This is a genomic window from Pseudomonas sp. GL-B-26, assembly GCF_019947405.1.
GTDB lineage: Bacteria > Pseudomonadota > Gammaproteobacteria > Pseudomonadales > Pseudomonadaceae > Aquipseudomonas.
This window is the reverse complement of the sequence record NZ_JAGYGJ010000003.1, coordinates 87,113-111,014: the sequence shown is the minus strand read 5'-3', so window position 1 is coordinate 111,014 and position 23,902 is coordinate 87,113. Positions and strand designations below refer to the sequence as shown.

Genomic DNA, 23,902 nt, shown 5'->3' with positions numbered 1-23,902 from the left:
GTTACTCGGGCTCATACCCCATCCGCCAACTAACGGCCCGCGTCGCAGCCAACAACCGCTGCGCCGCCGGGCCGTTTTCGTCGGCGTGAAACAATGACGCCGGGCCGACAATGGTCATCACCGCCGCAACATGCCCGACAGCATTGAACACCGGCGCCGACAACGCATCGACCCCCGGCATCAGCAAACCATGCACATGATGCAGACCGCGTTCGCGGATCTGTTCGCACAACGCCTTATAGGCCTGATCGTCCGCCAGCGCTTGTGAAGCGCTGCTTTGCAGTTCCTGCTCGCGCAAATCGACGGTTTCACGCTTCGGCAGATAGGCGCCGAACACCAGCCCTGTTGAAGAACTGAGCAACGGCAACACCGAACCCAACTGCGTGACCACCGTCACCGCGCGCACCGCCGGTTCGATGTGCACCACCGTCGCCCCCTGATTGCCCCACACCGCTATAAAGCAGGTTTCATTCAGATCGTCACGCAACTCGGCCAAGGGCAGGGCGCCGACTTTCAGCACGTCCATACTGTTGAGTGCGGCGAGTCCGACGCGCAAGGCTTCGCGGCCCAGACCGTAATGGTTGGTGGCAGCATTCTGTTCAGCAAAACCGCTGGCGATCAGCGCCTGTAGATAGCGGTGAACCTTGCTCGCCGGCATCTGTACGTGTTCGGCCAGGCGCGACAGTGAAGTCGATGGCGACAACTCGGCCAAGGCCTTGAGGATGTCGGTGCCGACCTCGGCCGAGCGGACTTTCTGTTTATCGTTGCTGCGCGGCGTTTCCATGGAGGCGGTCTGATCCCGGGACGAATGGGCGTCTTTATAGCTTGACGGTCAATACCAATCAAATTACGTTAAGCGTAATCGAATTACGATAAAAATAACCCGGGCGTGCCGAGACCTCTTCAACGGAGCGACAGGCCATTGCCTACTCCCTGTTCAGGAGGCTCCATGAACCTCGATTCAACGGCGCCAGCGCTGGCTTATCAGTCCGGCTTCGGCAACGAATTCAGCACCGAAGCGTTGCCCGGCGCACTGCCCGTCGGCCAGAATTCCCCGCAAAAAGCCCCTTACGGTCTCTACACCGAACTGTTCTCAGGCACGGCGTTCACCATGGCTCGCAGTGAAGCGCGGCGCACCTGGATGTACCGCATTCAGCCGTCGGCCAATCACCCAGCGTTCATCAAACTGGATCGGCAACTGGCCGGCGGCCCATTGGGTGAAGTAACCCCCAATCGCCTGCGCTGGAATCCGCTGGACATCCCGGCCGAGCCAACCGATTTTATCGACGGGCTGGTGAGCATGGCCGCCAACTCGGGCGCGGAAAAACCGGCCGGGATCAGTATCTACAGCTACCGCGCCAACCGCTCCATGGAGCGCGTTTTTTTCAACGCTGACGGCGAACTGCTGCTGGTGCCTGAACTGGGACGCCTGCGCATTGCGACCGAATTGGGCGTGCTGGAACTGGAGCCACTGGAAATCGCCGTGCTGCCACGCGGTCTGAAATTCCGCGTCGAACTGCTCGACCCGCAAGCTCGCGGCTACATCGCCGAAAACCACGGCGCGCCGCTGCGTCTGCCGGATCTGGGGCCGATCGGAAGCAACGGCCTGGCCAACGCGCGGGACTTCCTGACCCCGGTTGCGCATTACGAAAACCTCAAACAACCGACCACCCTGGTGCAGAAATTTCTCGGCCAGTTGTGGGGCTGCGAGCTCGATCATTCGCCGCTGAACGTGGTCGCCTGGCACGGCAATAACGTGCCGTACAAATATGACCTGCGCCGCTTCAACACCATCGGCACGGTCAGTTTCGATCACCCGGATCCGTCGATTTTTACCGTCCTGACGTCGCCGACCAGCGTCCATGGTCTGGCCAATCTGGACTTCGTGATCTTCCCGCCACGCTGGATGGTCGCCGAGAAAACCTTCCGGCCACCGTGGTTCCACCGCAACCTGATGAACGAATTCATGGGCCTGATCAAGGGCGAATACGACGCCAAGGCCGAAGGCTTCGTGCCCGGCGGCGCGTCCTTGCACAGTTGCATGAGCGCCCACGGCCCGGATGGCGAAACCTGCACCAAGGCGATCAACACCGAACTTGCGCCAGCGAAAATCGACAACACCATGGCCTTCATGTTCGAGACCAGCCAGGTGCTGCGCCCGAGTCGATTCGCCCTGGATTGCCCGCAACTGCAAAACAATTACGACGCTTGCTGGGCGACGCTGCCCGCCACTTTCGACCCGACCCGGAGATAACCCATGACTCAGACTTCCATCACTCGTAGCTGGGTTGCCTCCGCCAACGGCCATGCTGATTTCCCATTGCAAAACCTGCCGCTGGGCGTGTTCAGCGTGAAGGGTTCGGCACCGCGCAGTGGCGTGGCCATTGGCGAACATATCTTTGATCTGGAAGCTGCACTGGACGCCGGGCTGTTCGATGGCGTTGCAAAAACTGCAGTCGAAGCCACCCGTGGCGGTCAGCTGAACGCGTTCTTCGAACTGGGGCGTGGCGCTCGCGTTGCCCTGCGCGAACGCCTGCTGGAACTGTTCAAAGAAGGCAGCACGCTGCACGGCAAGATCGAAGCCCAAGGCGCAAAACTGCTGCCACTGGCGGCGAATTGCGAGATGCACCTGCCAGCGAAAATCAACGACTACACCGACTTCTACGTAGGCATCGAGCACGCGCAGAACGTCGGCAAACTGTTCCGTCCGGACAACCCGTTGCTGCCGAACTACAAGTACGTGCCGATCGGTTATCACGGCCGCGCCTCGACCATTCGCCCGTCGGGCACCGACGTTCGCCGTCCGAAAGGCCAGACCCTGCCGGCCGGTCAGACCGAACCGACGTTTGGTCCATGTGCACGTCTGGATTACGAACTGGAGCTGGGCATCTGGATCGGTCAGGGCAACGAGATGGGCGACTCGATCGCCATCGGTGACGCTGCCGATCACATCGCCGGTTTCTGCCTGCTCAATGACTGGTCGGCGCGCGACATTCAGGCTTGGGAATACCAGCCGCTGGGGCCGTTCCTGTCGAAGAGTTTCATCACCAGCATCTCGCCGTGGGTGGTGACTGCCGAGGCGCTGGAGCCGTTCCGTAAAGCCCAGCCGGCGCGTCCGGAAGGTGATCCGCAACCGCTACCGTACCTGTTCGACAAGCGCGATCAAGCCGCTGGCGGTTTCGACATCGAACTGGAAGTGCTGCTGCTCACCGAAGGCCTGCGCGAGCAAAACCTGCCGGCCCATCGCCTGACCCTGAGCAATACCAAACACATGTACTGGACCGTGGCGCAAATGGTCGCGCACCACAGCGTCAACGGCTGCCAGTTGCAGGCCGGCGACCTGTTCGGTTCGGGCACGTTGTCGGGGCCTGAGAACGGTCAGTTCGGCAGCCTGCTGGAAATCACCGAGGGCGGTAAAAAGCCGATCGAACTCGCGTCCGGCGAGGTGCGTAAATTCCTTGAGGACGGCGACGAAATCATCCTGCGTGCCCGTTGCAACCGCGAGGGTTTTGTCTCCATCGGTTTCGGCGAATGCCGCGGCAAAGTGCTGCCGGCGCGCTAAGAGGATCGGGTCATGGAACTCTATACCTACTACCGTTCGACATCGTCCTATCGGGTGCGCATTGCGTTGGCGCTCAAGGGACTGGATTACCAGGCGCTGCCGATCAATCTGATCGCACCGCCAGGTGGTGAACATCGACAGCCGCCGTATCTGAGCATTAATCCGCAAGGCCGAGTGCCGGCCTTGCGCACTGACGAAGGTGAGCTGTTGATCCAGTCGCCGGCGATCATCGAATACCTGGAGGAACGTTATCCACAGGTGCCGCTGCTCTCCAAGGACCTCACCGCTCGCGCCCATGAGCGTGGTGTGGCGGCGGTGATTGGTTGCGACGTGCATCCGCTGCACAACGTCAGCGTGCTCAACAAGCTGCGGCAGTTGGGGCACGATGAACCGCAAGTGGTGGAGTGGATCGGGCACTGGATCAGCCAAGGGTTGGCGACGGTGGAGCAGTTGATCGGTGACACCGGTTACTGCTTTGGCGATCAACCGGGGCTGGCGGACGTCTATTTGATCCCGCAGTTGTATGCAGCCGAGCGCTTCAATATTTCTCTGGAAGCCTACCCGCGAATTCGTCGAGTGGCGGCATTGGCGGCGACACATCCAGCCTTCTTCCTGGCCCATCCGGCGAACCAGCCCGATACTCCTTAATGGCTTCACATAGACCTAATGTGGGAGCGGGCTTGCTCGCGAAGAACGATAACGCGGTGCGTCAGAAATACCGCGGTGCCTTCTTCGCGAGCAAGCCCGCTCCCACATGAGATCAGTGAACCACTGAGTTGGGCGGCAAATGCCCCAGCCGTTCAGTCAGGCGAATCCGCTGGATCGGGTCGTCACTGAGCAGCAGGGCATGCTCCAGGTCGAAGCGCTCGGCGTTCGGGCAATCCAGTCGTTGATAGAGGCTGGCCCGGGCCAGGTAGTCGGAGGCGCTGGCGTTGCCCAGTTCCAGCACACGTTCGGCGTCGATCAGGGCGCCGATGTAGTCATCGTTGGAAAGGTGTAACTGACGCAGGTTGCGCGACAACCGCTGCAGCATTTGCACAGGCTCGGCGGTGAGCAAATGCTCGGCGCCAAGCTTCAGGTTTGGGCCGTACTGGCGTTGCAGCAATTCCCGACAGTCGTTGGGGTACAAACGACGCCCGCCGCATGGGTCGAGCAGGTGATCGGCGCCCGGTACCCGCAGCAGGAAATGCCCGGGGAAGTTGACGCCAACCATGGGAATTTCCAGACCTTTGGCCAGTTCCAGTGCAATCAATCCCAGACTCAGTGGCTGCCCACGCCTGCGTTCCAGCACTTTATTGACCAGCGCGACTTGCGGACGCAATGGCGAGGAGTCGTCCTGAGCGAATCCCAGGTCATTCATACGCCGTAACAACGGTTGGGCCAACTCGCTGACCGGCAACATCGGCAAGCCAGAACTGACCCGTTGTTGCAGGTCCTTGAAATCGTTCAGCACCGCTTCGGGATTTACCTCACTGCCGTGCTCGGCGGCAATCCACAGCGCCGCCTCGAACAGCGCGGGCGGTGAACGTTGCAGACAGTCGAAAAAACGTTGGCGGGGGGTCATCAAAATCTCCGGGTCATGCCTCGTTTTAGCCCCGTCTCCGCCATTCGTCCAGTGCCGGACATAGGCGGTTGCAGGTTATGTCCGAAAGTCTGCATGGCGACGTCGCTTATTCCGGTGCGCTTCTGCAATTTTCGGGCGCAAGCCTATACTGGCGACTACAAGAAGTGATTCGGGAGCCCTACGATGTTCGCTCTCATGCAAAGCACTCGCCTTGAATCCCTGCATCTGAGCGTCGACTCGGTCACCGGGTTGAAGGCGGTCATTGCCATTCATAACAGCCGTCTGGGGCCTGCCCTGGGCGGGTGTCGTTACCTTGCCTATCCGAGCGACGAGTCCGCTGTCGAGGATGCGGTGCGCCTTGCCCAAGGCATGAGTTACAAGGCGGCGCTGGCCGGCCTGGCTCAGGGCGGCGGCGTGGCGGTGATTGTTCGCCCGGTCCATGTGGAAAACCGCGCCGCGCTGTTCGAAGCGTTCGGGCGTTGCATCAATCAGCTCGACGGCCGCTACATCACCGCCATCGACAGTGGCACCTCGGTGGCGGACATGGATTGCATCGCCCAACAGACCCAGCACGTCACCAGCACCACCGCCGCGGGCGACCCTGCACCGCACGCGGCGATGGGCGTGTTCACCGGCATTCGTGCCACCGCCATGGCCCGACTGGGCAGCGATAACCTCGAAGGCCTGCGAGTGGCGATTCAAGGGCTCGGCAACGTTGGCTATGCCCTCGCCGAACAGCTGCACGCTGCCGGTGCCGAACTGCTGGTCAGCGACATCGATCACGGCAAAGTGCAATTGGCCATGGAGCAACTCGGCGCTCACCCGATCGCCAACGACGCGCTGCTCAGCACCCCTTGCGACATTCTCGCGCCCTGCGGCCTCGGTGGCGTGCTCAACAGCCACAGCGTGACGCAATTGCGCTGCGCGGCGGTGGCCGGTTCGGCGAACAACCAACTGACCCATCTGGAAGTCGCTGATCAACTGGAACGGCGGGGCATTCTGTATGCGCCGGATTACGTGATCAATTCAGGCGGGCTGATCTACGTTTCGCTCAAACACCGCGGCGAAGAGCTATCGACCATCACCGCACACCTGTCGAAAATCAGCTCCCGGCTGACCGAAGTCTTCGCCCATGCCCAAGCGGAAAAACGCTCGCCGGCCCGAGTGGCTGACGAATTGGCGGAGAAAGTGCTGTATCGATGAGCTTGAACCGATGAAGGAGTGAGGGCCTATCCGGCAGACTTGCTCCCAAGGCCTGGCGCCACAAGCGTCAGGCTTGACTGACGCACGCTGACGCGGCGAGCCAGGAGCCCCTGTGATGCCTCACAAGGTTGAGCTGCCTTACACCCGTTTTTTATCCCCCGAAGGTCAATTGCTCGGCGAACTTCCCTCTTGGGCCGACGATTTCAATCTGTTGACGCGCCTCTATCGGCAGATGGTCCTGACCCGTCTTTTCGATCAGAAAGCCGTCGCCCTGCAACGCACAGGGCGCATCGGCACTTATGCGCCGACGTTGGGCCAGGAAGCCATTGGCGTCGCGGTCGGCAGCGTGATGCACGCCGAAGACGTGCTGATTCCGTATTACCGTGACACCGCCGTGCAGTTGATGCGCGGGGTGCGCATGGAGGAAATCCTCCTGTACTGGGGCGGCGACGAGCGCGGCAGCGACTTTGCCGAACCGGCGGCGGCCCAGGACTTTCCGATCTGTGTGCCGATTGCCACCCAGGCCTTGCATGCCTGCGGCGTTGCCAGTGCGTTCAAAATCCGCGGCGAGCATCGGGTCGCCGTCACCACCTGCGGTGACGGGGCCACCAGCAAGGGCGATTTCCTCGAAGCCCTCAACGTCGCCGGTGCCTGGCAGTTGCCAGTGGTGTTCGTGGTCAATAACAACCAATGGGCGATCTCGGTGCCACGACGGATTCAGTGCGGCGCCCCGACGCTGGCGCAGAAAGCGATCGGTGCCGGGTTCCACGGTGAGCAGGTCGACGGCAATGACATGCTCGCGGTTTACGACCGAGTACAAGTGGCCCTCGAACGGGCGCGTCACGGTAAAGGCCCGGTGTTGCTGGAATGCCTGAGCTACCGCCTCGGCGACCACACGACGGCCGACGACGCCACACGCTATCGGCCGGCAGATGAGGTCAAGCAGGCCTGGCTCGAAGAGCCGGTCAAACGCCTGCAACGTTTCATGGTCGGCCAGGGCGTGTGGGACGAAGGCCGCGAACAGGCGCTGATCAGCGAATGCCAGGGCTTGGTGCAGCGTGCTGTGGATAACTTCGAAGCGGCGGGTATTCAGGCGCCAGAATCGATCATGGATCACGTCTACGCCCAATGGCCGGAGTCCCTCGCCGGGCAGCGTGAAGAGTTGCTCGAACGGGCGGCGCGCCGCGCGGGAGATTCGAGCCATGAGTAACGGCAAAGTCACGTTGCTGGACGCGGTGAATCTCGCGCTGCATCGGGCAATGAGCGAAGACGAGAACGTCATCGTCCTCGGTGAAGACGTCGGGGTGAATGGTGGCGTGTTTCGCGCGACTCAAGGGTTGCGTGACAGCTTCGGCTTCAAGCGAGTGATTGACTCGCCGCTGGCCGAAACCATGCTCGGCGGACTGGTGGTCGGCATGGCCGCTCAGGGCCTGAAACCGGTGGTGGAAATCCAGTTCATGGGTTTCATCTACGCGGCCATGGAACACCTGGTGTCCCACGCCAGCCGCATGCGTAATCGCACGCGCGGGCGGATCACATGCCCGATGGTGATGCGCACGCCGATGGGCGCAGGGATTCGCGCGCCGGAACATCACAGCGAAAGCACTGAGGCATTGTTCGCGCACATTCCAGGTCTGCGGGTGGTGATCCCGTCATCGCCCGCCCGGGCCTATGGCTTGTTGTTGGCGGCCATCGATGACCCGGACCCGGTAGTGTTTCTCGAGCCGACCCGGCTCTATCGCATGAACCCGCAACCTTTGCTGGATGACGGTAAACGCCTGCCGCTGGACAGCTGTTTCACCCTGCGCGAAGGCAGCGATATCACGCTGATCAGCTGGGGCGCCAGCGTGATGGAAACCATGCGAGCCGCCACCGCATTGGCCGAGCGGGGCGTCTCGGCGGAGGTGATCGATGTCGCGAGTATCAAGCCGCTGGACCTCGACACGATGGAAGCCTCGGTGCGCAAGACCGGTCGTTGCGTGATCGTTCATGAAGCGCCACGCTCCTGTGGCGTCGGTGCGGAAATCGCCGCGAGCCTCTACGAGAGGGTGTTGCTGGAATTGCAGGCGCCGATCCAGCGGGTTACCGCGCCGGACATTCCACCGCCGCTGTATCGACTGGAGTCGCTGTACATGCCCAACGTCGAGGACATTCTTCAGGCCTGCGACAACGTTCTGCACTTCGCCTGAACCCAAGGAGGCTGCGATGAAATATTTCAAACTGCCGGATCTGGGCGAGGGTTTGCAGGAGGCGGAAATCGTCCGCTGGCACGTCGCGGTCGGCGATACCGTCAAGGCCGATCAACTGCTGGTGTCGGTAGAAACCGCCAAGGCGCTGGTGGATATCCCCGCCCCCTACGACGGCGTGGTGGCGAAACTCCACGGCGGCGAGGGCGACATTATTCACGTCGGTGAACCCTTGCTCGGTTACGAAGGCGAAGCCGATGCGGGCACCGTAGTGGGGCGACTCGAAGGTGGCGGCAGCAGTCAGGATGACTCGTTTTTCATCGGCGCTGCCCCCTCGACCCGAGAGCACCTGGCGACTCGTGCCACGCCAGCCGTACGACAACTGGCCCGGCAACTCGGCGTGGAGTTGAGCGGGGTGACGGGCTCCGGTCACGAGGGGCTGATCACCCGCACGGATGTGGAAAACGCGGCTCAAACTGAACTGGATCGCTTCGGCGGCGAACGGTTGCGCGGTGTGCGACGCAGCATGGCGCTGAACATGGCCCGGTCCCACGCCGAAGTCGTGCCAGTGACGATTTTCGGTGACGCCGACCTGCATCGCTGGGGGCAGGCGCGCGAACCGCTGATTCGTCTCGCCAAAGCGATGGCGGCCGCGTGCGCCGTGGAGCCGGTGCTCAACAGCGCCTTCGACGGCAAAAGCCTGTCGCTCAAACAACATGAACGGCTCGATCTGGGCATCGCCGTGGACACCCCGGACGGCCTGTTCGTGCCAGTGCTGCGCGATGTCGGTCACCGCACTTCGGCTGATTTGAAGGAAGGCGTCATGCGATTAAGGGCCGACGTGCAGGCGCGATCGATTCCGCCCAAGGAAATGATGGGGGCGACCCTGACGTTGTCGAATTTCGGCACCTTGTTCGGCCGCTACGCCAACCCGGTGGTGGTGCCGCCGCAAGTGGCAATCCTCGCCGCTGGCGCGATTCGCGACGAACCGGTGGCGGTCGATGGCGCGGTGGTGGTGCACCCGGTCCTGCCGCTGTCCCTGACCTTCGATCATCGCGTGGTGACGGGCGGCGAGGCGGCGCGTTTCTTCAAGGCGCTGGTCGAGGCGCTGGAGCAACCCGAAGCTTAGGTTTTTCGCAGGCATTAAAAAGGCCCTGAGTCATTTGACTCAGGGCCTATTCAATTCGGGCGTTGCTTACTTGGCAGCTTTGGGCGCTTTAGCTGGCTTGGTCGGCTCAGCGACTTCAGCAGGTGCAGGGGCCTCAACGGGTGCGGCCTTTTCAACGACTTCAGCAGGCGCATTGAGCAATTCGGACAACGCGTCCGGCTGGCTCTTGAACGCCTTGGCGAACACATCGCGGTTCTTCGCCATGTAGATCCCGGCTTCTTCCACTTGCTGCTCGGTCAGGGACGGAACGGCTTTTTGCAACACTTCAGCCAGCAATTCGGCCAGTTCGAGCATTTTGTCATGACGGTCAGCTTCGGCTTTATCCATGAACAAGCGCTCCAGATCTCGGCTGCTGCGGTATACCACTTCGACGGCCATTCACCACCTCACATGCCTTCACATTAAGTTGTCTTATTCGACCACTGTATTTATATACAGCGAAAAGGATAAGCGAATCCCTGCGCTTTGGGTAGTGGCTTTTTAATGTAGACCGAAATCAGGGTTTGTGAGGTGCAGGTGCGACCAAACGCCACGGAGCGCGTTTTAGAGCACCTCGCCATCATGTGGCAGGCGCCTCTGGCCTTTTTTCTGCATGCAGAACAACCGTCACGTCAAACCCGCATCATCCGCTCGAACCGAGCTAAGGAAGAATCATCGTGAAAATCAACTGGGCCGAGAACCTGCGGCAGAACGTGCATCAACTGGCCGAGTCTCTGGGCAACCTGTTCGTCGAGACCTTCCACTACCTGGCGCTGTTCGCCATCGGTGCCGTCACCGCGTGGGCAGCGGTGATGGAATTTCTGGGGATGATCGAAGCAGGGCACATCAAGATCGATGACATCTTGCTGCTGTTCATCTACCTGGAACTGGGGGCGATGGTCGGGATTTACTTCAAGACCAACCACATGCCGGTGCGTTTCCTGATCTACGTGGCGATCACTGCGCTGACGCGGTTGCTGATCTCTAACGTCTCGCACCACAACCCGCCGGATATCGGCATCATCTACCTGTGCGGCGGGATTCTGCTGCTGGCGTTCTCGATTCTGGTGGTGCGTTACGCCTCGTCGCAATTCCCTTCGGTGAAGATCGAACACCCGCAACGCAAGATCGGTGCGGGCTCCGGTGAGCATCCCGAAGTGGAGAAGGGCGAGCTTTAAAGCCGCATGGCTGGCCGGCTGTGGCCCTTGACGCGGGGCGGCGGCAGGTTGTGATTGTCGCCGTCGGTCATGGCTTCGAGGATGGCCACTGCGCTGTGGCCCTGTTCGATAGCAATGCCGAACTGAATGCTTTGCACCAGGCGTTTGAGGCGCTGGGGGTCATTGCGTTGTTCGGCGCTGATCATCCGTTTGGCGACCACGTGACCGCTGTTGGACAGGGTCAGCATGATGCTGCCATCCAGGCCCTGAATGCTCAGGTTGATCTGATAATCCGCTGCAAAAGCATCGGTAATGAGCTGAAAGGGGTTGTCCATGATGCGTCACCGCCTGATTGAACGTGCAGTTGTTGACCCGCCGTGATCGGGATAAGTTCGCAACACCAGACCACCGGCACGTCGCTCGCTGAGGTTTTCAAACGTCCTTTTGCCTCTGGAGTGTCATAGCAAGGGCCATGCCGGGAAAACTGTCGAACAATGATCTCGGCAAAAAAGAGGCGGGCTCTGTGGCCCGCCTTCTTTTTGCCTACCCGTTTCAGGGCATGAATGAGTAGATGATCGCAGACAGTGCAATCAAACCGATCAACCCCACGAACACGTTCGAGGCCTGACCCGAATACTGGCGCAAGGCCGGCACGCGACGGATCGCATACATCGGCATCAAGAACAGCAGGCACGCGATGATCGGCCCGCCGAGGGTTTCGATCATGCCCAGAATGCTCGGATTGAAGGTCGCCACGGCCCAGCAGCTGAGGATCATGAACAGCGCGGTGACGCGGTTCAGCCAACTGGCAGACATCACCCGGCCACGGCCGCGCAGGCTTTTCACGATCAGGCCCTGAAAGCCTTCGCTGGCGCCGATGTAATGGCCGAGGAAGGACTTGGTGATCGCCACCAGCGCAATCAGCGGCGCAGCGTATGCGATGACTGGCGTCTGGAAGTGGTTGGCCAGGTACGACAGGATCGAGATGTTCTGCGCCTTTGCCGCCGCCAAGTCAGCCGGGGACAGCGCCAGCACGCAGCTGAAGCAGAAGAACATCACCGTCACCACCATCATCGCGTGGGCGATGGCGAGGATGCCGCTGCTTTTGCGTTCGGCCTGCTCGCCGTAACGCTGTTTCTGATCGACGGAGAAGGCGGAGATGATCGGCGAATGGTTGAACGAAAACACCATCACCGGGATCGCCAGCCACAACGTCTTGAAGAACAGGGGCATCGGCATGCCTTCACTGGCGGTGGCGAAGAACGCTCCGTTCCAGTTCGGGATCAGGCTCAAACCGAGCAGCAGCAACGCCGCAACGAACGGGTAAACCAGCACGCTCATGCATTTGACAATGACACCCTGGCCGCAACGGACGATCGCCATCAGACCGAGGATCAGCACCAGCGACAGAATCGCCCGCGGTGGCGGGGCGATGTGCAACTGATGCTCCATGAAGCTGCTCAAGGTGTTGGTCAGCGCCACGCTATACACCAGCAGAATCGGGAAGATCGCAAAGAAATACAGGAGCGTGATCAGCTTGCCGGCACCGACGCCGAAGTGTTCTTCCACCACTTCGGTGATGTCTCCGGAACGCCCGGACAGCACGAAGCGGGTCAGGCCTCGGTGGGCGAAGAAGGTCATCGGGAAGGCTAGTATTGCCAGGATCAGCAGCGGCCAGAAACCGCCCACGCCGGCGTTGATCGGCAGGAATAGCGTGCCGGCACCGATGGCCGTGCCATAAAGGCCGAGCATCCAGGTGGTGTCGTGTTTGCTCCAGCCCTTGGTGGCTGTTGCTGTGTCGCGTTTGAGTTCTACAGCTGGGTTATCGGCAGCAGGTGTACGTACATCGGTCATCGTTTGGCCTCGTTATTGTTCTTGCTCGGGCTCACGTATTGCGGACGGTCAGGGAATGCTCCTCAGCATTCCACCCAGCTAACAGCCAGGCCGCCCCGTGAAGTCTCTTTGTATTTGTCGTGCATGTCGGCGCCGGTATCGCGCATGGTGCGGATCACCCGGTCCAGGGAAATGAAGTGTTTGCCGTCGCCGCGCAGGGCCATTTGCGTGGCGTTGATCGCCTTCACGGCGGCGATCGCGTTGCGTTCGATACAGGGCACTTGCACCAGGCCGCCGACCGGGTCGCAGGTCAGGCCGAGGTTGTGTTCCAGGCCGATTTCGGCGGCGTTTTCCAGTTGCTCGGGCGTGGCGCCGAGTATGTCCGCCAGACCGGCAGCGGCCATGGCGCACGCCGAACCGACTTCACCCTGACAGCCAACTTCGGCGCCGGAGATAGAGGCGTTTTTCTTGCAGAGAATGCCTACAGCCGCAGCGCCCAAAAAGAACGCCACCACGTCATCGTCCGACGCGTCCGGGTTGAATTTCATGTAGTAGTGCAGCACCGCCGGAATGATCCCCGCCGCACCGTTGGTCGGCGCCGTGACCATGCGCCCGCCGGCTGCGTTTTCTTCGTTCACGGCGAGGGCAAACAGGTTGACCCACTCCATGGCCGACAGCGTGGAGGTGATGACATTCGGCTTGCCGATTTCCAGCAGGCTGCGGTGCAATTTCGCCGCGCGACGGGGAACATTCAGACCGCCGGGCAGGATGCCTTCGTGACGCAGGCCTTGCTCGACGCATTCGCGCATCACCGACCAAATGTGCAGCAGGCCATTGCGGATTTCGGCTTCGCTGCGCCAGGCCAATTCATTGGCCATCATCAATTCGGAAACCCGCAGACCGTGCTGGTTGCAGAGCTTGAGCAATTCGGCGGCGCTGGAGAAATCGTACGGCAGCACCACATCGCTGGTGGGCGCAATGCCGGACTCGGCTTCGGCCGCTTCGATGATGAAACCGCCGCCGATCGAGTAGTACGTTTGCTCCGACAGCTCACCGGTTTCGCCAAAGGCTGTCAGGGACATCGCATTGGGGTGGTAGGGCAGGCTCTCGTCGAGCAGCAGGAGGTCGTGTTGCCAGTTGAAGGCGATGGTGGTTTTGCCTGCCAGAGACAGTTCGCCGGTTTCGCGCAGCGTCTGGATTCGACTGTCGATGGACGTGGGATCGATGCTGTCCGGCCACTCGCCCATCAGGCCCATGACACAGGCGCGGTCGGTGGCGTGACCGACGCCGGTCGCCGACAGCGAGCCATAAAGTCGGATTTCTACGCGCCGTACGTCGGCCAGCAATTGTTGGTCAATCAGGGCTTGGGCGAAGGCCGCAGCGGCGCGCATTGGGCCGACGGTATGGGAACTGGACGGACCGATGCCGACTTTGAAGAGATCGAAAACACTGATAGCCATGCTAAAGCCTATACAAGCAATGGAAGAGAAATCGCTGCCATTTTTGTAGGACAAGCGCAATGTCGGCGATACTGCCTACCTCGGTCCTACGTGACCAACGAAACTTCCTAAGACAGCCTTTAGCAGGACTAAACAATGAGTCGCCAATTGCACGCCCAGACTTACGTCTGGCTGCACGTGTTTTCCTGTGCCGCGCGGCACTTGTCGTTCACCCGATGCGCCGAAGAACTGCACATCACGCCGGGTGCGGTCAGTCAGCAAATCCGACAGTTGGAAGAGCGACTGGGGTTTCGACTTTTTCACCGTCGCGCTCGCGGTGTGGAACTGAGCGCCGAGGGCCAGCGACTGGCCATCACGGTCAACGAGGCTTACGGCAGCATCGATGCGGAATTGCGACGACTGGACGCCGGAATGATCAGTGGGATTCTTCGGGTGCGCTCGATTCCATCGTTCCTGAGCAAGTGGTTGACCCCAAGGTTGCCGCGTTTGCAGCAGCGCTTTCCGGACATTCAATTACGGCTGGTGGCCGAGGACAGCAGCGTGCCATTGCACGAAGGCGACTTCGATTTGGCCATCGACCTGAATGACGGCAGCTATCCCGGCTTGTTATCCACAACCTTGCTCGACGAACAGATATTCCCGGTCTGTTCCCCAAGCCTGCTGCGCGGCCGGCCGCCGCTACATGGTCCGGCGGATCTGATGCATTTCCCGTTGCTGCACGACATTACCGCCTGGCGCGGCAGCTACGAGTACGCGGAATGGGAGTTTTACCTCAACGCCATCGGTTTCGAGGGCGCGGACGTGCGGCGTGGGCACACCTTCAATCGCAATCACCTGACCATCGAAGCGGCGATTGCCGGAATGGGCGTGGCGATTGCGCGGCGAACGTTGCTCAATGACGAGTTGGAGCGGGGGACGTTGATCGTACCGTTTGGCCTGGCGGTGCCCAATCACAAGCGTTACGTGCTGCTCTATGCGCCAGGGGCGTTGAGCCATCCGGGCGTGCGTGCGGTGCATGACTGGCTGGTGGAAGAGGCGGGGATATTTCGAAGCCTGCATCCACTCGCGGAGCGGCAGATGTGAGCAATTGTGACAAAAGAGTCCGGCGACCCAACTCCCGACCTTAACAGCGCTTTTGCTCCTTGTCCGGCTTTTTTTGCGTATGAAAATTTATCTTTTTTTAGGGGTTGAATTGTTCTGCGAGCAGACCGATTGTGTAAGTCAGAGGTCACGGTGATGACGCCCAAGGGCCAGCCGAAGGGCCTCTCGCGAGCTAGCTGAAATAAGGGATGAACTATGCAAATCCAAGTCAACAGCGATAACCATATTCAAAGCAGCATCCGACTGGAGGAGTGGGTACGTACTACCATTGAGAGCACGCTCGAACGTTATGAAGAGGACCTGACACGCGTCGAGGTTCATCTGCGGGACGAGAACGGCGACAAGCCCGGTCCCCATGACATGCGCTGTCAGCTGGAAGCGCGGCCAAAAGGCCACCAACCGATTTCTGTCACTCATAAAGCCGCAAACCTGGAACTGGCGATCGACGGTGCGGCCGAAAAACTTGAACATGCGCTTGAGCACCTGTTCGGCAAATTGCGGGGCAAACCTCGTGCCGCTGTGGTGCCATTCGAGAGAGTCGCAGCCGATGCGCTGCTGGAAGACGAGTTTCTCGAGAATGAACAGGCTGCGCAAAACGGTTGATATTTAATTCGGTTTTTACCTTCCACCACTGACAAACGGGTCTGCTCATGCAGGCCCGTTTTTGTTTGGGCTGAAGTCAGAACGCTACAGACGTCTGCACATAAACCGTCCTTGGCTCCCCCACATACTTACCCTTGTTGTTGTCATCAAACGAGCGGGTAAAGTACTGATGGTTGAAGATGTTCTTCACCCCCACCGCCACATTCAAGTCCGATAACTTCGGCCCGAAGTCATACGCCGCGCGGCTGCTGAACAGCATGTACCCCGGAATCTTGCCGGTGCTGCCATCAGCACTTTCAGCCGAGGTGTTGGCGTTGTCGGCAAACTGGTCGCTCTGATAGCTGCTGTCCAGGTTCAGCTTCCACGCGCCTTCGGTGTAACCCACGCCAATCGTGCCTTTGTGTTTCGAGGAGAAGGGCACACGATTGCCCTTGTTCGGCCCGTCTTCGCGGATGGTCGCGTCCACATAGGCGTAAGTGGCATAAACATCGAAACCGGCCAATGAAGGGCTCAAGTCATCGAGGGCATAGTTGACGCTGGTTTCGATACCTTGATGGCGAGTTTCGCCACGGGCGATCACCGAGTCGTTGGTCTGGTTGCTTTCGTACTGGTTGTCGAAATTGATCAGGAACGCGCCGATCTCTGCCCGCAGCGCACCGTTGTCATAACGGGTGCCCAGTTCCCAGGTACGCGCCTTCTCCGGTTTCACTTCACCACTGGTCACCCGATTAGGCATCTGGCTGTATTGCACGCTGCCGAACGAGCCTTCGGTATTGGCGTAGAGGTTCCAGGTGTCGGTCACGTGATAGAGCACATTCAACGCCGGCAACGCCGTGTTGTAGTCGCCCTTGTACTTCACGTTCGTCAGGTTGTTGGTTTGTTGCGATTTGATCATCTCGTAGCGGATGCCCGGGGTGAACGTCCACTTGCCGATGTCGATCCGGTCGTCGACGAAGAACGCATTGGCCTCGGTGCCGCCACGGGTGTCGCGGTCGTTGCGGCTGTTGGTGGTCGGGTATTCGTTGCTGGTGATCGGCGTGCGATAGCGCAATTCGTGGCCGGCTTCGTTGATGTAGCGATAGCCGACGCCGACTTCATGGCTGGTCGGGCCGACATCGAAGCCCTGGGCGAAACGGGTTTCCAGGCCGCGCACCCAATACTCGCGAGGCGATAGCGAGAGGAAGGTGCCCTGATCCAGATAGCCGCTGCGCAATGTCTTGGTGAAGAAGGTGTTGGCGGTGAATTCCCGGCGATCTTCCTGATAGCGATAGCCGACGTTGAACATCGTCCGTCGGCCCCAGAACTGGTCTTTCGGACGCGTCGACTGGTAAGGATTCGCGTCGTAATCGGCGACGTTCAGGCCGCCGGGCATGTCGGCCTTGCCTTCGTAATACTGGGCCATCGCGTTGAAGCTGTTGGCGTCGTCGAGCTGGTATTTACCCTTGAGGATCAGATCGTCGATCTCGGTGTCGCTGTGTTCACGCCAGTCGCCACCGCGCGTGCCGGAATACAACAACGCGCCGCCCAGACCGTTGTCGGCAGTGCCGCCGGCCAGGAGGTTTCCAGTGGTCTTGAAACCGTCGTGGCTGGAGGAAGGGCTGGTTTCGGTCTGAAAACCACCCTTGACCGTCGGCTCATCGGGGATCGCCCGGGTCACGAAGTTGACCACGCCGCCGACGTTCTGCGGCCCGTAACGTACGGCACCGCCGCCACGCACCACGTCCACCGCGTCCATGTTGCCCATGCTGATCGGTGCAAACGACAACTGCGGCTGACCATAAGGTGCGAAAGGCACCGGGATACCATCCATCAATACCGTCGAGCGCGAGGCCAGCCGCGGATTGAGCCCGCGTATGCCAAAGTTCAGCGCCATATCATGGCTGCCGGTGCCGTTGTTGTCCGGCGCATTCACGCCGGGGATGCGGTTAAGCACGTCCTTGGCCTGAGTCGCGCCCTGGCGTTCGAACTCTTCGCGGCGGATTACGTCACGCGCGCCGGGATGCTCGAAGACGTTGATTGGCGCTGCATCGCCGAGCCAGTCGCCGACGACTTTGGACGTGTCCAGTTCCAACGCGGTATCGCCCACCGGTTGCAGGCTGAAGGCGTTGTTGCCCTCGGCGCGGGCTTGCAGGCCGGTGCCTTCGAGCAAGGCGTTCAAACCTTGCTCAGGGGTGTAGTTGCCTTCCAGACCGCGACTCTGTACGCCGCTGGTAACTTGCGAGCCAAAGGAAATCAGCACACCGGCTTCACGGCCGAACTGGTTGAGGGCGTTTTCCAGCGAGGACGGTGCGATGTGATACGGCTTGGCGTCAGCGGCGTGTGCCAGCGCTACAGCGCCGAAACTCAGGCTGACGCCCAGCAAGAGTTGGCGCAAGGTGCGGGCCAGTGGAGTGCGGCGGGTGGGTTGCATGGACGACGATCCTGAGAAGGTGGAATCAAGGTGGCTTTCCTTCTCTGTCACGCCAGATCTGAAAAACGGCTCATTTATTTTTTAAGATCGGCTTTTAAACCTTCGCCTCAACCGTCACCCAATACCGGGTAAAGCGCTTCACTTTCACCGGCAAGCTGATTTCCAGCAGATCAAGAATCCGTTCGCTGTCATCCAGTGGATACGTCCCGGAGATCAGCAAATCCGCGACCTTCGCATCGCAATTGAGTTGCCCGCGGCGATAGCGACCGAGTTCGTCGAGGAAATCGCCGAGGCGCATGTGCGCGGCCACCAGCATGCCGTCGACCCAGGCGCCGCTGTTGGCGTCCAGCGGCACAGCGTTTGCGATGCCTTTTGCGCCGAAGCTCAACTGTCGGGCGCTTTGCAGTATCAGCGGTGAACGACCGTCGGGCGTCAGTTCAACGCTGCCTTCGAACACCGCAACCTGGGTGTGATCGGAAAACTGCCGCACGTTCATACGCGCGCCTTGAGTCTTCAACAGGCCTTGGGCGGTACGAACCTCAAACGCTTGGGCGGCAGTGAGCAGCATCTCGCCTTCGAGCAACCGGATCAGCCGTTGTTGACCTTCAACGCGTACATCCACGGCGCTGGCGGTATTGAGCTGTAACTGATTGCCATCACCGAGCGGCACCTTGCGTCGCTGGCCGACCGGGCTGCGGTAATCGGCCAGCAACGGAGTCAGTGGGTTGTGCTCGCGCATTCCCCACGTGACTGCGCAACCGGCACCGAGAATCAGCAGCAGTTTCAGCGCCTGACGACGGCTGGCGGATTTCGGCGCGTTGAGGGCGGCGTAGGCCAATGGCGAAGACAAACCGCGCAAGCGCTGATTGACCCGCTGGATATGTTCCCAGGCCCGTTGATGTTCACTGTGCGCATCGTGCCATCGCTGCCAGGCGAGTTGCTGGCGTGGGGTCAACGGCCCTTGCTGCATTTCCATCAACCAATGCACAGCCTGTTCGGCGACTTGGGATGAAAAGTCCGGTGGAGAGTTTATTGAGTTGTTCATAGGGCGAAATAGCAGCGCATGGCTGCTTTGTTCAGGTGACGTTTGACCGTGGCGATGGAAATGCCCAACTCGGCGGCGATCTGTGGATAAGTCAGGCCATCGACCTGCGCCAGCAGAAACGCGCGCTTGACCAGGCGTGGCAGGCCATCGAGCAACTGATCCAACTCCATCAGGGTTTGCAGGATGATTGCCCGTTCTTCCTCTGACGGCGCCACGACTTCGGGCATTTGCGCCAGAGCATCGAGGTAGGCACGTTCCAGATCCTGACGGCGGTAATGGTTGAACAGCACGCGCTTGGCGATCGTCGTCAGGAAGGCTCGCGGCTCGATGATCTGCGGTGTTTCCCGTGCAGTCAGCACCCGCATGAAGGTGTCCTGGGCCAAGTCCGCGGCGTTGTCCGGGCAGCCGAGCTTGCGCCGCAACCAACCGGTGAGCCAGTTGTGATGGGCGTGGTAGAGGACTTCGACGGTATTGGCTGGCTGCAACGGGACCACTCCGAGCGTATTCGGATGCGTTAGAGAACAAGAATTGTTCGCATTGTAGTGGTGGGTACCCGTATCCGGCAATCGACTGCATCGACGATCTCATCGGACTCTTTTGCATATGAGAATATTTATCATTAATATTGCAGCCTTGTTGGTCCCGTGACGTTCACGAGGCCTCACCCGTTTCAAGGTCGAAACATGAAAGGCAAAATCACCGCGCTCCCCGTTTCCTACCGACTGGCCGTCACTTCCCGAGTGCTGGCCGCTGTGCTGGGGGGTTACCTCGTCGCGGCATTGGCCAGTGTCAGCCTGACGATGTGGCTGCCCATGGCTCGCGGCGAAGCGGTGGTCACCGGGATGATGACCTCGTTTCTGGTCTATCTGGTCGCCGTACTCTGGTGTTTTGCCTGTCGCAGTGCGTGGCAAGCCTGGTTCGGATTGATTGCGCCGAGCGTGGTGTTGGCGGCGGTGTCGGGGCTGGCGTACTGGATGGGCTACTCATGAAAGAGGGCTTTCGACAGGCCATGGCCTGGCTGCACACTTGGGCCGGGTTGATCTTCGGCTGGCTGCTGTTCGCGATTTTCCTGACCGGCACGCTCGCCTATTTCAAGGATGAGATCAGCCACTGGATGCAGCCGGAAATTCCCGCCCGTGCAGTGTCCTCCGAAGCCAGTCTGACCCTGGCCCAGCACTACCTTGAGCAGCACGCCGCGGGTGCCTCGCGATGGCTCATCGATTTACCGGATGCTCGCGAACCGGGTCTGTCGGTGAGGTGGCAGCAAGCACCGGCCAAGCCCGGCACGCGCGGTCAATTCAGCGAAAAACTCCTCGATCCGCAAACCGGCGCAGAAGTGCACGGCCGGGACACACGCGGTGGCGAGTTCTTTTACCGCTTCCACTTTCAGTTGCAGATGCCCTATCCGTGGGGGCGCTGGCTGTCGACGATCGCAGCGATGGTGATGTTCGTCGCGCTGATCAGCGGGATCATCACCCACAAGAAAATCTTCAAGGACTTCTTCACCTTCCGCCCGCGCAAGGGCCAGCGTTCCTGGCTCGACGGGCATAACGCGGTGGGCGTTCTGGTGTTGCCGTTTCATCTGATGATCACTTACAGCAGCCTGGTGATTTTCATGTCGATGGTGATGCCGGCGAGCATCGTCGCCTCTTATGGCAGTGACTTCGATACGTTTTACGATGAGGTGTTTCCGGCATCCAATACGCCTGATATCGCAGGCAAACCGGGCCAGTTGGCACCGTTGGCACCGCTGCTGGAACGGGCCAGCGAGCAATGGTCGGGCGGACGGGTCGGGCGGTTGACGGTCAACAATCCGGGCGATTTGAATGCCTCGGTCATTCTTGCGCGTGACGGCGTCGACCGAGTGGTCCACGACTTTGGCAGTGCGGTGACATTCAACGGAGTGACCGGGCAGCTACTCAGCGCAACGCCGAAGCAAGCATTGCCAATGGCGATTGCCGGCAGTTTCTACGGCTTGCACATGGGCAATTTCGCCGGTCCGGTGTTGCGCTGGCTGTACTTCATTTGTGGTTTGGCGGGCACCGCAATGATCGGTACCGGGCTGGTGATCTGGCTCGGCAAGCGTCAGCTCAAACATGCGAAGAGCGGTGTGATGCCGTTTGAGTTGCGACTGGTGGAAGTCCTGAACATCGCCAGCATGTCGGGGTTGATGGTCGCGGTGGCGGGGTTCTTCTGGGCCAATCGATTGTTGCCGGTCGGCATGGCCGGGCGGGCGGATTGGGAAGTGAACGGCTTCTTCATCGTCTGGGGCTTGAGTGTGTTGCACGCCATGGTGCGCCGTGGTCGCGCCGCGTGGGTCGAACAGTTGGCGCTGGCGGCATTGCTGTTCTGTGCGGTGCCGCTGCTGAACGCGCTGACCACGCCTTATCACTTGGGCGTCAGCCTGATGCAGGGCGATTGGGCCATGGCCGGTTTCGATTTGATGTGCCTGGTCAGTGGTCTGTTTTTCGCGTGGGCTGCGTGGAAAATGCAGCGCACGGGGCTGGGTGGAATCGTCACCCGACCGCGGGCGAAATCGATAATGCTTGAGCAAGAGGCGCACTGAATGTTCCTGGCCTTGTTGCTGTGCTACGGCGGTTTCACCGCGCTGTGTTTATCGATGGATCGGCATCACACCGAACTGTTGGGGCGCAAGCCCTCGGCCCGTCGTTGCCAGGGGATGAAACTCAGTGGCTGGCTGTTGCTGGCGTTATCGCTGTGGGCTGCGGTGTCATCGACGGGTTGGGGCCTTGGATTGGTGGAGTGGTTTGCGGTGTTGATGCTCAGCGCTCTGGTGCTGGTGTTGTTGATGCCGTATCGCCCGCGCCTGGCCTTGGTGTTGGCCGGGTTGAGCGTGCTCGCCAGCCCCGTTGCCGCGTTTGCGCAGGGCTGACCCTGATGATCACCAGCCCCCCGGAATCCCATGACGACGAACATCGCGGTGCGCGTGCGCATTTCCTGCAGGTGTTCCTTTCCCAGCGTTCGCAAATGGAAGCGCTGGTGAGCCGTCGTGTCGGTTGTCGGGCGACGGCCGCGGACTTGGTGCAGGACTTGTTCCTGCGCTTCTGGCGTCGGCCGCTGGTGCAGGTCGAAGAGCTCAGCACTTACCTGTTGCGCTGCGCCGGCAACATCGCCATCGACCATTTGCGCAGCGAAGGCACGCGGGTGCGGGTCAACGAGGGCTGGATGCCGGATCAACCCGACAGCCACGGCAGCGAACCGCAAGCGGCGTTGGAGGCGGGCAACGACTTGCGTTACGTCGACGCGGCGTTGCGCGCGCTGCCTGAGCGCACGCGGCAGATCTTTTTGCTCAACCGTATTCACGGGCGCAAATACGCCGAGATTGCGAAGGCCATGGGTTTGTCCCAAAGCGCCGTGGAAAAACATATGATGCGCGCCCTCGAGGCTTGCAAGGCCAGCCTGCGGGAACCCGAACCGCGCACGCCAGGGAAAGCACTGTGAACAACACCGAACGCGTCACCCCGACGCCCGCTCAGGAGCAGGCGGCCTTCGCCTGGCTGAGTCTGTTGCATGACCAGCCCAGCAGCGGCGATCAGGCCACCTTCAGTCATTGGCTACAGGCCGACCCGGCCCATGCAGAGGCTTACGCCCAGGCGCAAGTGGTGTGGGAGTTGACCGAAACACCGGCCCGAACGTTGGCCGATGAAGACGCGTTTGCCTTGCAGGGTTACCTCAACGCCATGAATCGCTCGCGCCGTACCAGCGTTCGGCGTTGGTCCGGTGCGTTGGCGATGGCGGCTTGTCTGGTGCTGATGATCGGCTTCGGTGCTGGCTGGCAACCGTCGCGCTGGGTCGATGATCTGGGCGCGGATTATGTGTCGGCACCGGGTGAGATTCGCACTGTCACGCTGGCGGATCAGTCGCAAGTCACGCTGGATACTGACAGCGCGATTGCGGTGGATTTCAGTCGTGGCGAGCGGCACGTTCAGCTGCGGCGCGGCGCCGGATTTTTCAGCGTGACCCACACCGGCGATCCGTTTGTGGTGGACGCTGAAAAGGGTCAGGCGCGGGTGCTGGGGACTCAGTTCGAAGTGCGTCTGCAACCGCACGGTGCGCAGGTCACGGTGTTGTCCGGGCGGGTTGGTGTGACGGCGGACAAGCACGCCCCACAACAAATCCTCACCGCTGGCCAGCAGGTGGCCTATGGCGAGGGTTCGGCGGAAAAACTCCACGCGGTCGACAGCGAAGCGCAGTTGGCATGGCGTCAGGGTTGGCTCAATTACTACAAGGCGACACTCGCCGACGTGGTGCAAGACTTGGGACGTTATTACCCGGGACGGATTGTGCTGCTCAACGATGAACTGGCGGCGCGGCGGGTCAGTGGCAGCTTTCCGAGCAAGGATCCGCAAGCGGTGTTGAGTTCGTTGCAAGGGGGGTTGGGGTTTGAGCAACACAAAGTTCTGGGGCATCTGATTATTTTGCGCTGAGGCTGTTGGCCTCTTCGCGAGCAAGCCCGCTCCCACATTTGAAATGCATTCCCCCTGTGGGAGCGGGCTTGCTCGCGAAGGCGTCAGATCAAACACTACTGAACTCCCGAGAAAAATATTTTCAACTTTCTGGTGAGGTAAACCCCGATGCCATCCGTGTAGTGACTGAAACTGCGAGTCATT

Annotated in this window: 23 protein-coding genes and 1 pseudogene; 15 read left to right on the top strand and 9 right to left on the bottom strand. The window is 60.5% G+C overall.

The window, feature by feature from the left end:
- Position 1: 1 nt before the first annotated feature.
- Positions 2-784 (bottom strand): IclR family transcriptional regulator, encoded by a 783-nt coding sequence (locus tag KGB23_RS03060; RefSeq protein WP_223429834.1) that lies wholly within the window; start codon positions 782-784, stop codon positions 2-4.
- 165 nt (positions 785-949) lie between these two features.
- Here KGB23_RS03060 and hmgA point away from each other — a divergent pair, with 165 nt between their 5' ends.
- Genes hmgA through maiA form a run of 3 tightly spaced genes read left to right on the top strand, consistent with a single transcriptional unit; the run spans position 950 to position 4,210 of the window.
- Positions 950-2,254: a homogentisate 1,2-dioxygenase gene (hmgA, locus tag KGB23_RS03055; protein WP_223429833.1), complete on the top strand. Its 1,305-nt coding sequence runs from the start codon at positions 950-952 to the stop codon at positions 2,252-2,254.
- A gap of 3 nt (positions 2,255-2,257) precedes the next feature.
- On the top strand, positions 2,258-3,562 hold the full coding sequence (gene fahA / locus KGB23_RS03050; RefSeq protein ID WP_223429832.1) for a fumarylacetoacetase: 1,305 nt from the start codon (positions 2,258-2,260) through the stop codon (positions 3,560-3,562).
- A gap of 12 nt (positions 3,563-3,574) precedes the next feature.
- The gene (gene maiA / locus KGB23_RS03045; protein ID WP_223429831.1) at positions 3,575-4,210 is read left to right on the top strand and encodes a maleylacetoacetate isomerase; all 636 of its coding nucleotides are present in this window, start codon (positions 3,575-3,577) and stop codon (positions 4,208-4,210) included.
- Between the two features lie 112 nt (positions 4,211-4,322).
- Here the strand turns inward: maiA and KGB23_RS03040 are convergent, their stop codons facing one another.
- Positions 4,323-5,126 carry a SirB1 family protein gene (locus tag KGB23_RS03040; protein WP_223429830.1) on the bottom strand — a complete coding sequence of 268 codons (804 nt, stop codon included), beginning with the start codon at positions 5,124-5,126 and terminating at the stop codon, positions 4,323-4,325.
- A gap of 183 nt (positions 5,127-5,309) precedes the next feature.
- Between KGB23_RS03040 and KGB23_RS03035 the strand changes: the two genes are divergently transcribed.
- The 4 genes from KGB23_RS03035 to KGB23_RS03020 all read left to right on the top strand — a co-directional run bounded on the left by KGB23_RS03035 (position 5,310) and on the right by KGB23_RS03020 (position 9,644).
- Positions 5,310-6,329 carry a Glu/Leu/Phe/Val dehydrogenase family protein gene (locus KGB23_RS03035; protein ID WP_223429829.1) on the top strand — a complete coding sequence of 340 codons (1,020 nt, stop codon included), beginning with the start codon at positions 5,310-5,312 and terminating at the stop codon, positions 6,327-6,329.
- A 115-nt stretch (positions 6,330-6,444) separates the two neighbouring features.
- On the top strand, positions 6,445-7,539 hold the full coding sequence (gene pdhA, locus KGB23_RS03030; RefSeq protein WP_263288520.1) for a pyruvate dehydrogenase (acetyl-transferring) E1 component subunit alpha: 1,095 nt from the start codon (positions 6,445-6,447) through the stop codon (positions 7,537-7,539).
- Positions 7,532-8,518 (top strand): alpha-ketoacid dehydrogenase subunit beta, encoded by a 987-nt coding sequence (locus KGB23_RS03025; protein WP_223429827.1) that lies wholly within the window; start codon positions 7,532-7,534, stop codon positions 8,516-8,518. The genes pdhA and KGB23_RS03025 overlap by 8 nt, the downstream gene beginning before the upstream one ends.
- Before the next feature lie 16 nt (positions 8,519-8,534).
- Positions 8,535-9,644, top strand: coding sequence for a dihydrolipoamide acetyltransferase family protein (locus tag KGB23_RS03020; RefSeq protein ID WP_223429826.1), 1,110 nt, complete (start codon positions 8,535-8,537; stop codon positions 9,642-9,644).
- Positions 9,645-9,806: 162 nt separating this feature from the next.
- On the opposite strand, the pseudogene KGB23_RS03015 reads toward KGB23_RS03020, so the two are convergent.
- A pseudogene (locus KGB23_RS03015) lies at positions 9,807-10,061 on the bottom strand (YebG family protein); the annotation flags it as partial.
- Positions 10,062-10,339: 278 nt separating this feature from the next.
- On the opposite strand from KGB23_RS03015, the gene KGB23_RS03010 reads away from it, so the two are divergent.
- A complete protein-coding gene (locus KGB23_RS03010) occupies positions 10,340-10,840 on the top strand; it encodes a phosphate-starvation-inducible protein PsiE (RefSeq protein WP_223429825.1) in 501 nt (166 codons plus the stop codon).
- Here KGB23_RS03010 and KGB23_RS03005 read toward each other — a convergent pair.
- The 3 genes from KGB23_RS03005 to KGB23_RS02995 form a co-directional block, all read right to left on the bottom strand.
- The gene (locus KGB23_RS03005; RefSeq protein ID WP_008150633.1) at positions 10,837-11,154 is read right to left on the bottom strand and encodes a DUF3509 domain-containing protein; all 318 of its coding nucleotides are present in this window, start codon (positions 11,152-11,154) and stop codon (positions 10,837-10,839) included. The genes KGB23_RS03010 and KGB23_RS03005 overlap by 4 nt on opposite strands.
- A gap of 217 nt (positions 11,155-11,371) precedes the next feature.
- Positions 11,372-12,673: a serine/threonine transporter gene (locus KGB23_RS03000; RefSeq protein ID WP_223429824.1), complete on the bottom strand. Its 1,302-nt coding sequence runs from the start codon at positions 12,671-12,673 to the stop codon at positions 11,372-11,374.
- Between the two features lie 62 nt (positions 12,674-12,735).
- Positions 12,736-14,112 carry an L-serine ammonia-lyase gene (locus tag KGB23_RS02995; protein ID WP_223429823.1) on the bottom strand — a complete coding sequence of 459 codons (1,377 nt, stop codon included), beginning with the start codon at positions 14,110-14,112 and terminating at the stop codon, positions 12,736-12,738.
- A gap of 135 nt (positions 14,113-14,247) precedes the next feature.
- On the opposite strand from KGB23_RS02995, the gene KGB23_RS02990 reads away from it, so the two are divergent.
- Together KGB23_RS02990 and KGB23_RS02985 are read left to right on the top strand one after the other, a co-directional pair.
- Positions 14,248-15,195, top strand: coding sequence for a LysR substrate-binding domain-containing protein (locus tag KGB23_RS02990; RefSeq protein WP_223429822.1), 948 nt, complete (start codon positions 14,248-14,250; stop codon positions 15,193-15,195).
- A 213-nt stretch (positions 15,196-15,408) separates the two neighbouring features.
- Positions 15,409-15,816, top strand: coding sequence for an HPF/RaiA family ribosome-associated protein (locus tag KGB23_RS02985; RefSeq protein WP_008150614.1), 408 nt, complete (start codon positions 15,409-15,411; stop codon positions 15,814-15,816).
- Between the two features lie 76 nt (positions 15,817-15,892).
- Here KGB23_RS02985 and fecA read toward each other — a convergent pair whose 3' ends face one another.
- From fecA to KGB23_RS02970, 3 genes are all read right to left on the bottom strand, one after another.
- Complete coding sequence (fecA, locus tag KGB23_RS02980; protein WP_223429821.1) at positions 15,893-18,226, bottom strand: TonB-dependent Fe(3+) dicitrate receptor FecA; 2,334 nt, start codon at positions 18,224-18,226, stop codon at positions 15,893-15,895.
- Between the two features lie 94 nt (positions 18,227-18,320).
- Complete coding sequence (locus KGB23_RS02975; protein WP_223429892.1) at positions 18,321-19,259, bottom strand: FecR domain-containing protein; 939 nt, start codon at positions 19,257-19,259, stop codon at positions 18,321-18,323.
- Between the two features lie 8 nt (positions 19,260-19,267).
- Entirely contained in the window at positions 19,268-19,756 is a 489-nt protein-coding gene (locus KGB23_RS02970) for a sigma-70 family RNA polymerase sigma factor (RefSeq protein WP_223429820.1), read from the bottom strand.
- A 198-nt stretch (positions 19,757-19,954) separates the two neighbouring features.
- Here KGB23_RS02970 and KGB23_RS02965 point away from each other — a divergent pair, with 198 nt between their 5' ends.
- The 5 genes from KGB23_RS02965 to KGB23_RS02945 are packed head-to-tail and all read left to right on the top strand — an operon-like array spanning position 19,955 to position 23,719.
- Positions 19,955-20,260 (top strand): DUF3649 domain-containing protein, encoded by a 306-nt coding sequence (locus KGB23_RS02965; protein WP_223429819.1) that lies wholly within the window; start codon positions 19,955-19,957, stop codon positions 20,258-20,260.
- Entirely contained in the window at positions 20,257-21,837 is a 1,581-nt protein-coding gene (locus KGB23_RS02960; RefSeq protein ID WP_223429818.1) for a PepSY-associated TM helix domain-containing protein, read from the top strand. The genes KGB23_RS02965 and KGB23_RS02960 overlap by 4 nt, the downstream gene beginning before the upstream one ends.
- Positions 21,838-22,164 (top strand): DUF3325 domain-containing protein, encoded by a 327-nt coding sequence (locus KGB23_RS02955; protein ID WP_223429817.1) that lies wholly within the window; start codon positions 21,838-21,840, stop codon positions 22,162-22,164. It abuts the gene before it with no gap.
- A 5-nt stretch (positions 22,165-22,169) separates the two neighbouring features.
- Positions 22,170-22,733: an RNA polymerase sigma factor gene (locus KGB23_RS02950; RefSeq protein WP_223429816.1), complete on the top strand. Its 564-nt coding sequence runs from the start codon at positions 22,170-22,172 to the stop codon at positions 22,731-22,733.
- The gene (locus KGB23_RS02945) at positions 22,730-23,719 is read left to right on the top strand and encodes a FecR family protein (RefSeq protein ID WP_223429815.1); all 990 of its coding nucleotides are present in this window, start codon (positions 22,730-22,732) and stop codon (positions 23,717-23,719) included. Before KGB23_RS02950 ends, KGB23_RS02945 begins: the two co-directional genes overlap by 4 nt.
- Positions 23,720-23,902: the final 183 nt, after the last annotated feature.

Bases quoted from the DNA above. Each gene is read 5' to 3' on its own strand.
- KGB23_RS03060 (WP_223429834.1), bottom strand. From the start codon at position 784: ATGGAAACGCCGCGCAGCAACGATAAACAGAAAGTCCGCTCGGCCGAG.
- hmgA (WP_223429833.1), top strand. From the start codon at position 950: ATGAACCTCGATTCAACGGCGCCAGCGCTGGCTTATCAGTCCGGCTTC.
- fahA (WP_223429832.1), top strand. From the start codon at position 2,258: ATGACTCAGACTTCCATCACTCGTAGCTGGGTTGCCTCCGCCAACGGC.
- maiA (WP_223429831.1), top strand. From the start codon at position 3,575: ATGGAACTCTATACCTACTACCGTTCGACATCGTCCTATCGGGTGCGC.
- KGB23_RS03040 (WP_223429830.1), bottom strand. From the start codon at position 5,126: ATGACCCCCCGCCAACGTTTTTTCGACTGTCTGCAACGTTCACCGCCC.
- KGB23_RS03035 (WP_223429829.1), top strand. From the start codon at position 5,310: ATGTTCGCTCTCATGCAAAGCACTCGCCTTGAATCCCTGCATCTGAGC.
- pdhA (WP_263288520.1), top strand. From the start codon at position 6,445: ATGCCTCACAAGGTTGAGCTGCCTTACACCCGTTTTTTATCCCCCGAA.
- KGB23_RS03025 (WP_223429827.1), top strand. From the start codon at position 7,532: ATGAGTAACGGCAAAGTCACGTTGCTGGACGCGGTGAATCTCGCGCTG.
- KGB23_RS03020 (WP_223429826.1), top strand. From the start codon at position 8,535: ATGAAATATTTCAAACTGCCGGATCTGGGCGAGGGTTTGCAGGAGGCG.
- KGB23_RS03005 (WP_008150633.1), bottom strand. From the start codon at position 11,154: ATGGACAACCCCTTTCAGCTCATTACCGATGCTTTTGCAGCGGATTAT.
- KGB23_RS03000 (WP_223429824.1), bottom strand. From the start codon at position 12,673: ATGACCGATGTACGTACACCTGCTGCCGATAACCCAGCTGTAGAACTC.
- KGB23_RS02995 (WP_223429823.1), bottom strand. From the start codon at position 14,112: ATGGCTATCAGTGTTTTCGATCTCTTCAAAGTCGGCATCGGTCCGTCC.
- KGB23_RS02990 (WP_223429822.1), top strand. From the start codon at position 14,248: ATGAGTCGCCAATTGCACGCCCAGACTTACGTCTGGCTGCACGTGTTT.
- KGB23_RS02985 (WP_008150614.1), top strand. From the start codon at position 15,409: ATGCAAATCCAAGTCAACAGCGATAACCATATTCAAAGCAGCATCCGA.
- fecA (WP_223429821.1), bottom strand. From the start codon at position 18,226: ATGCAACCCACCCGCCGCACTCCACTGGCCCGCACCTTGCGCCAACTC.
- KGB23_RS02965 (WP_223429819.1), top strand. From the start codon at position 19,955: ATGAAAGGCAAAATCACCGCGCTCCCCGTTTCCTACCGACTGGCCGTC.
- KGB23_RS02960 (WP_223429818.1), top strand. From the start codon at position 20,257: ATGAAAGAGGGCTTTCGACAGGCCATGGCCTGGCTGCACACTTGGGCC.
- KGB23_RS02955 (WP_223429817.1), top strand. From the start codon at position 21,838: ATGTTCCTGGCCTTGTTGCTGTGCTACGGCGGTTTCACCGCGCTGTGT.
- KGB23_RS02950 (WP_223429816.1), top strand. From the start codon at position 22,170: ATGATCACCAGCCCCCCGGAATCCCATGACGACGAACATCGCGGTGCG.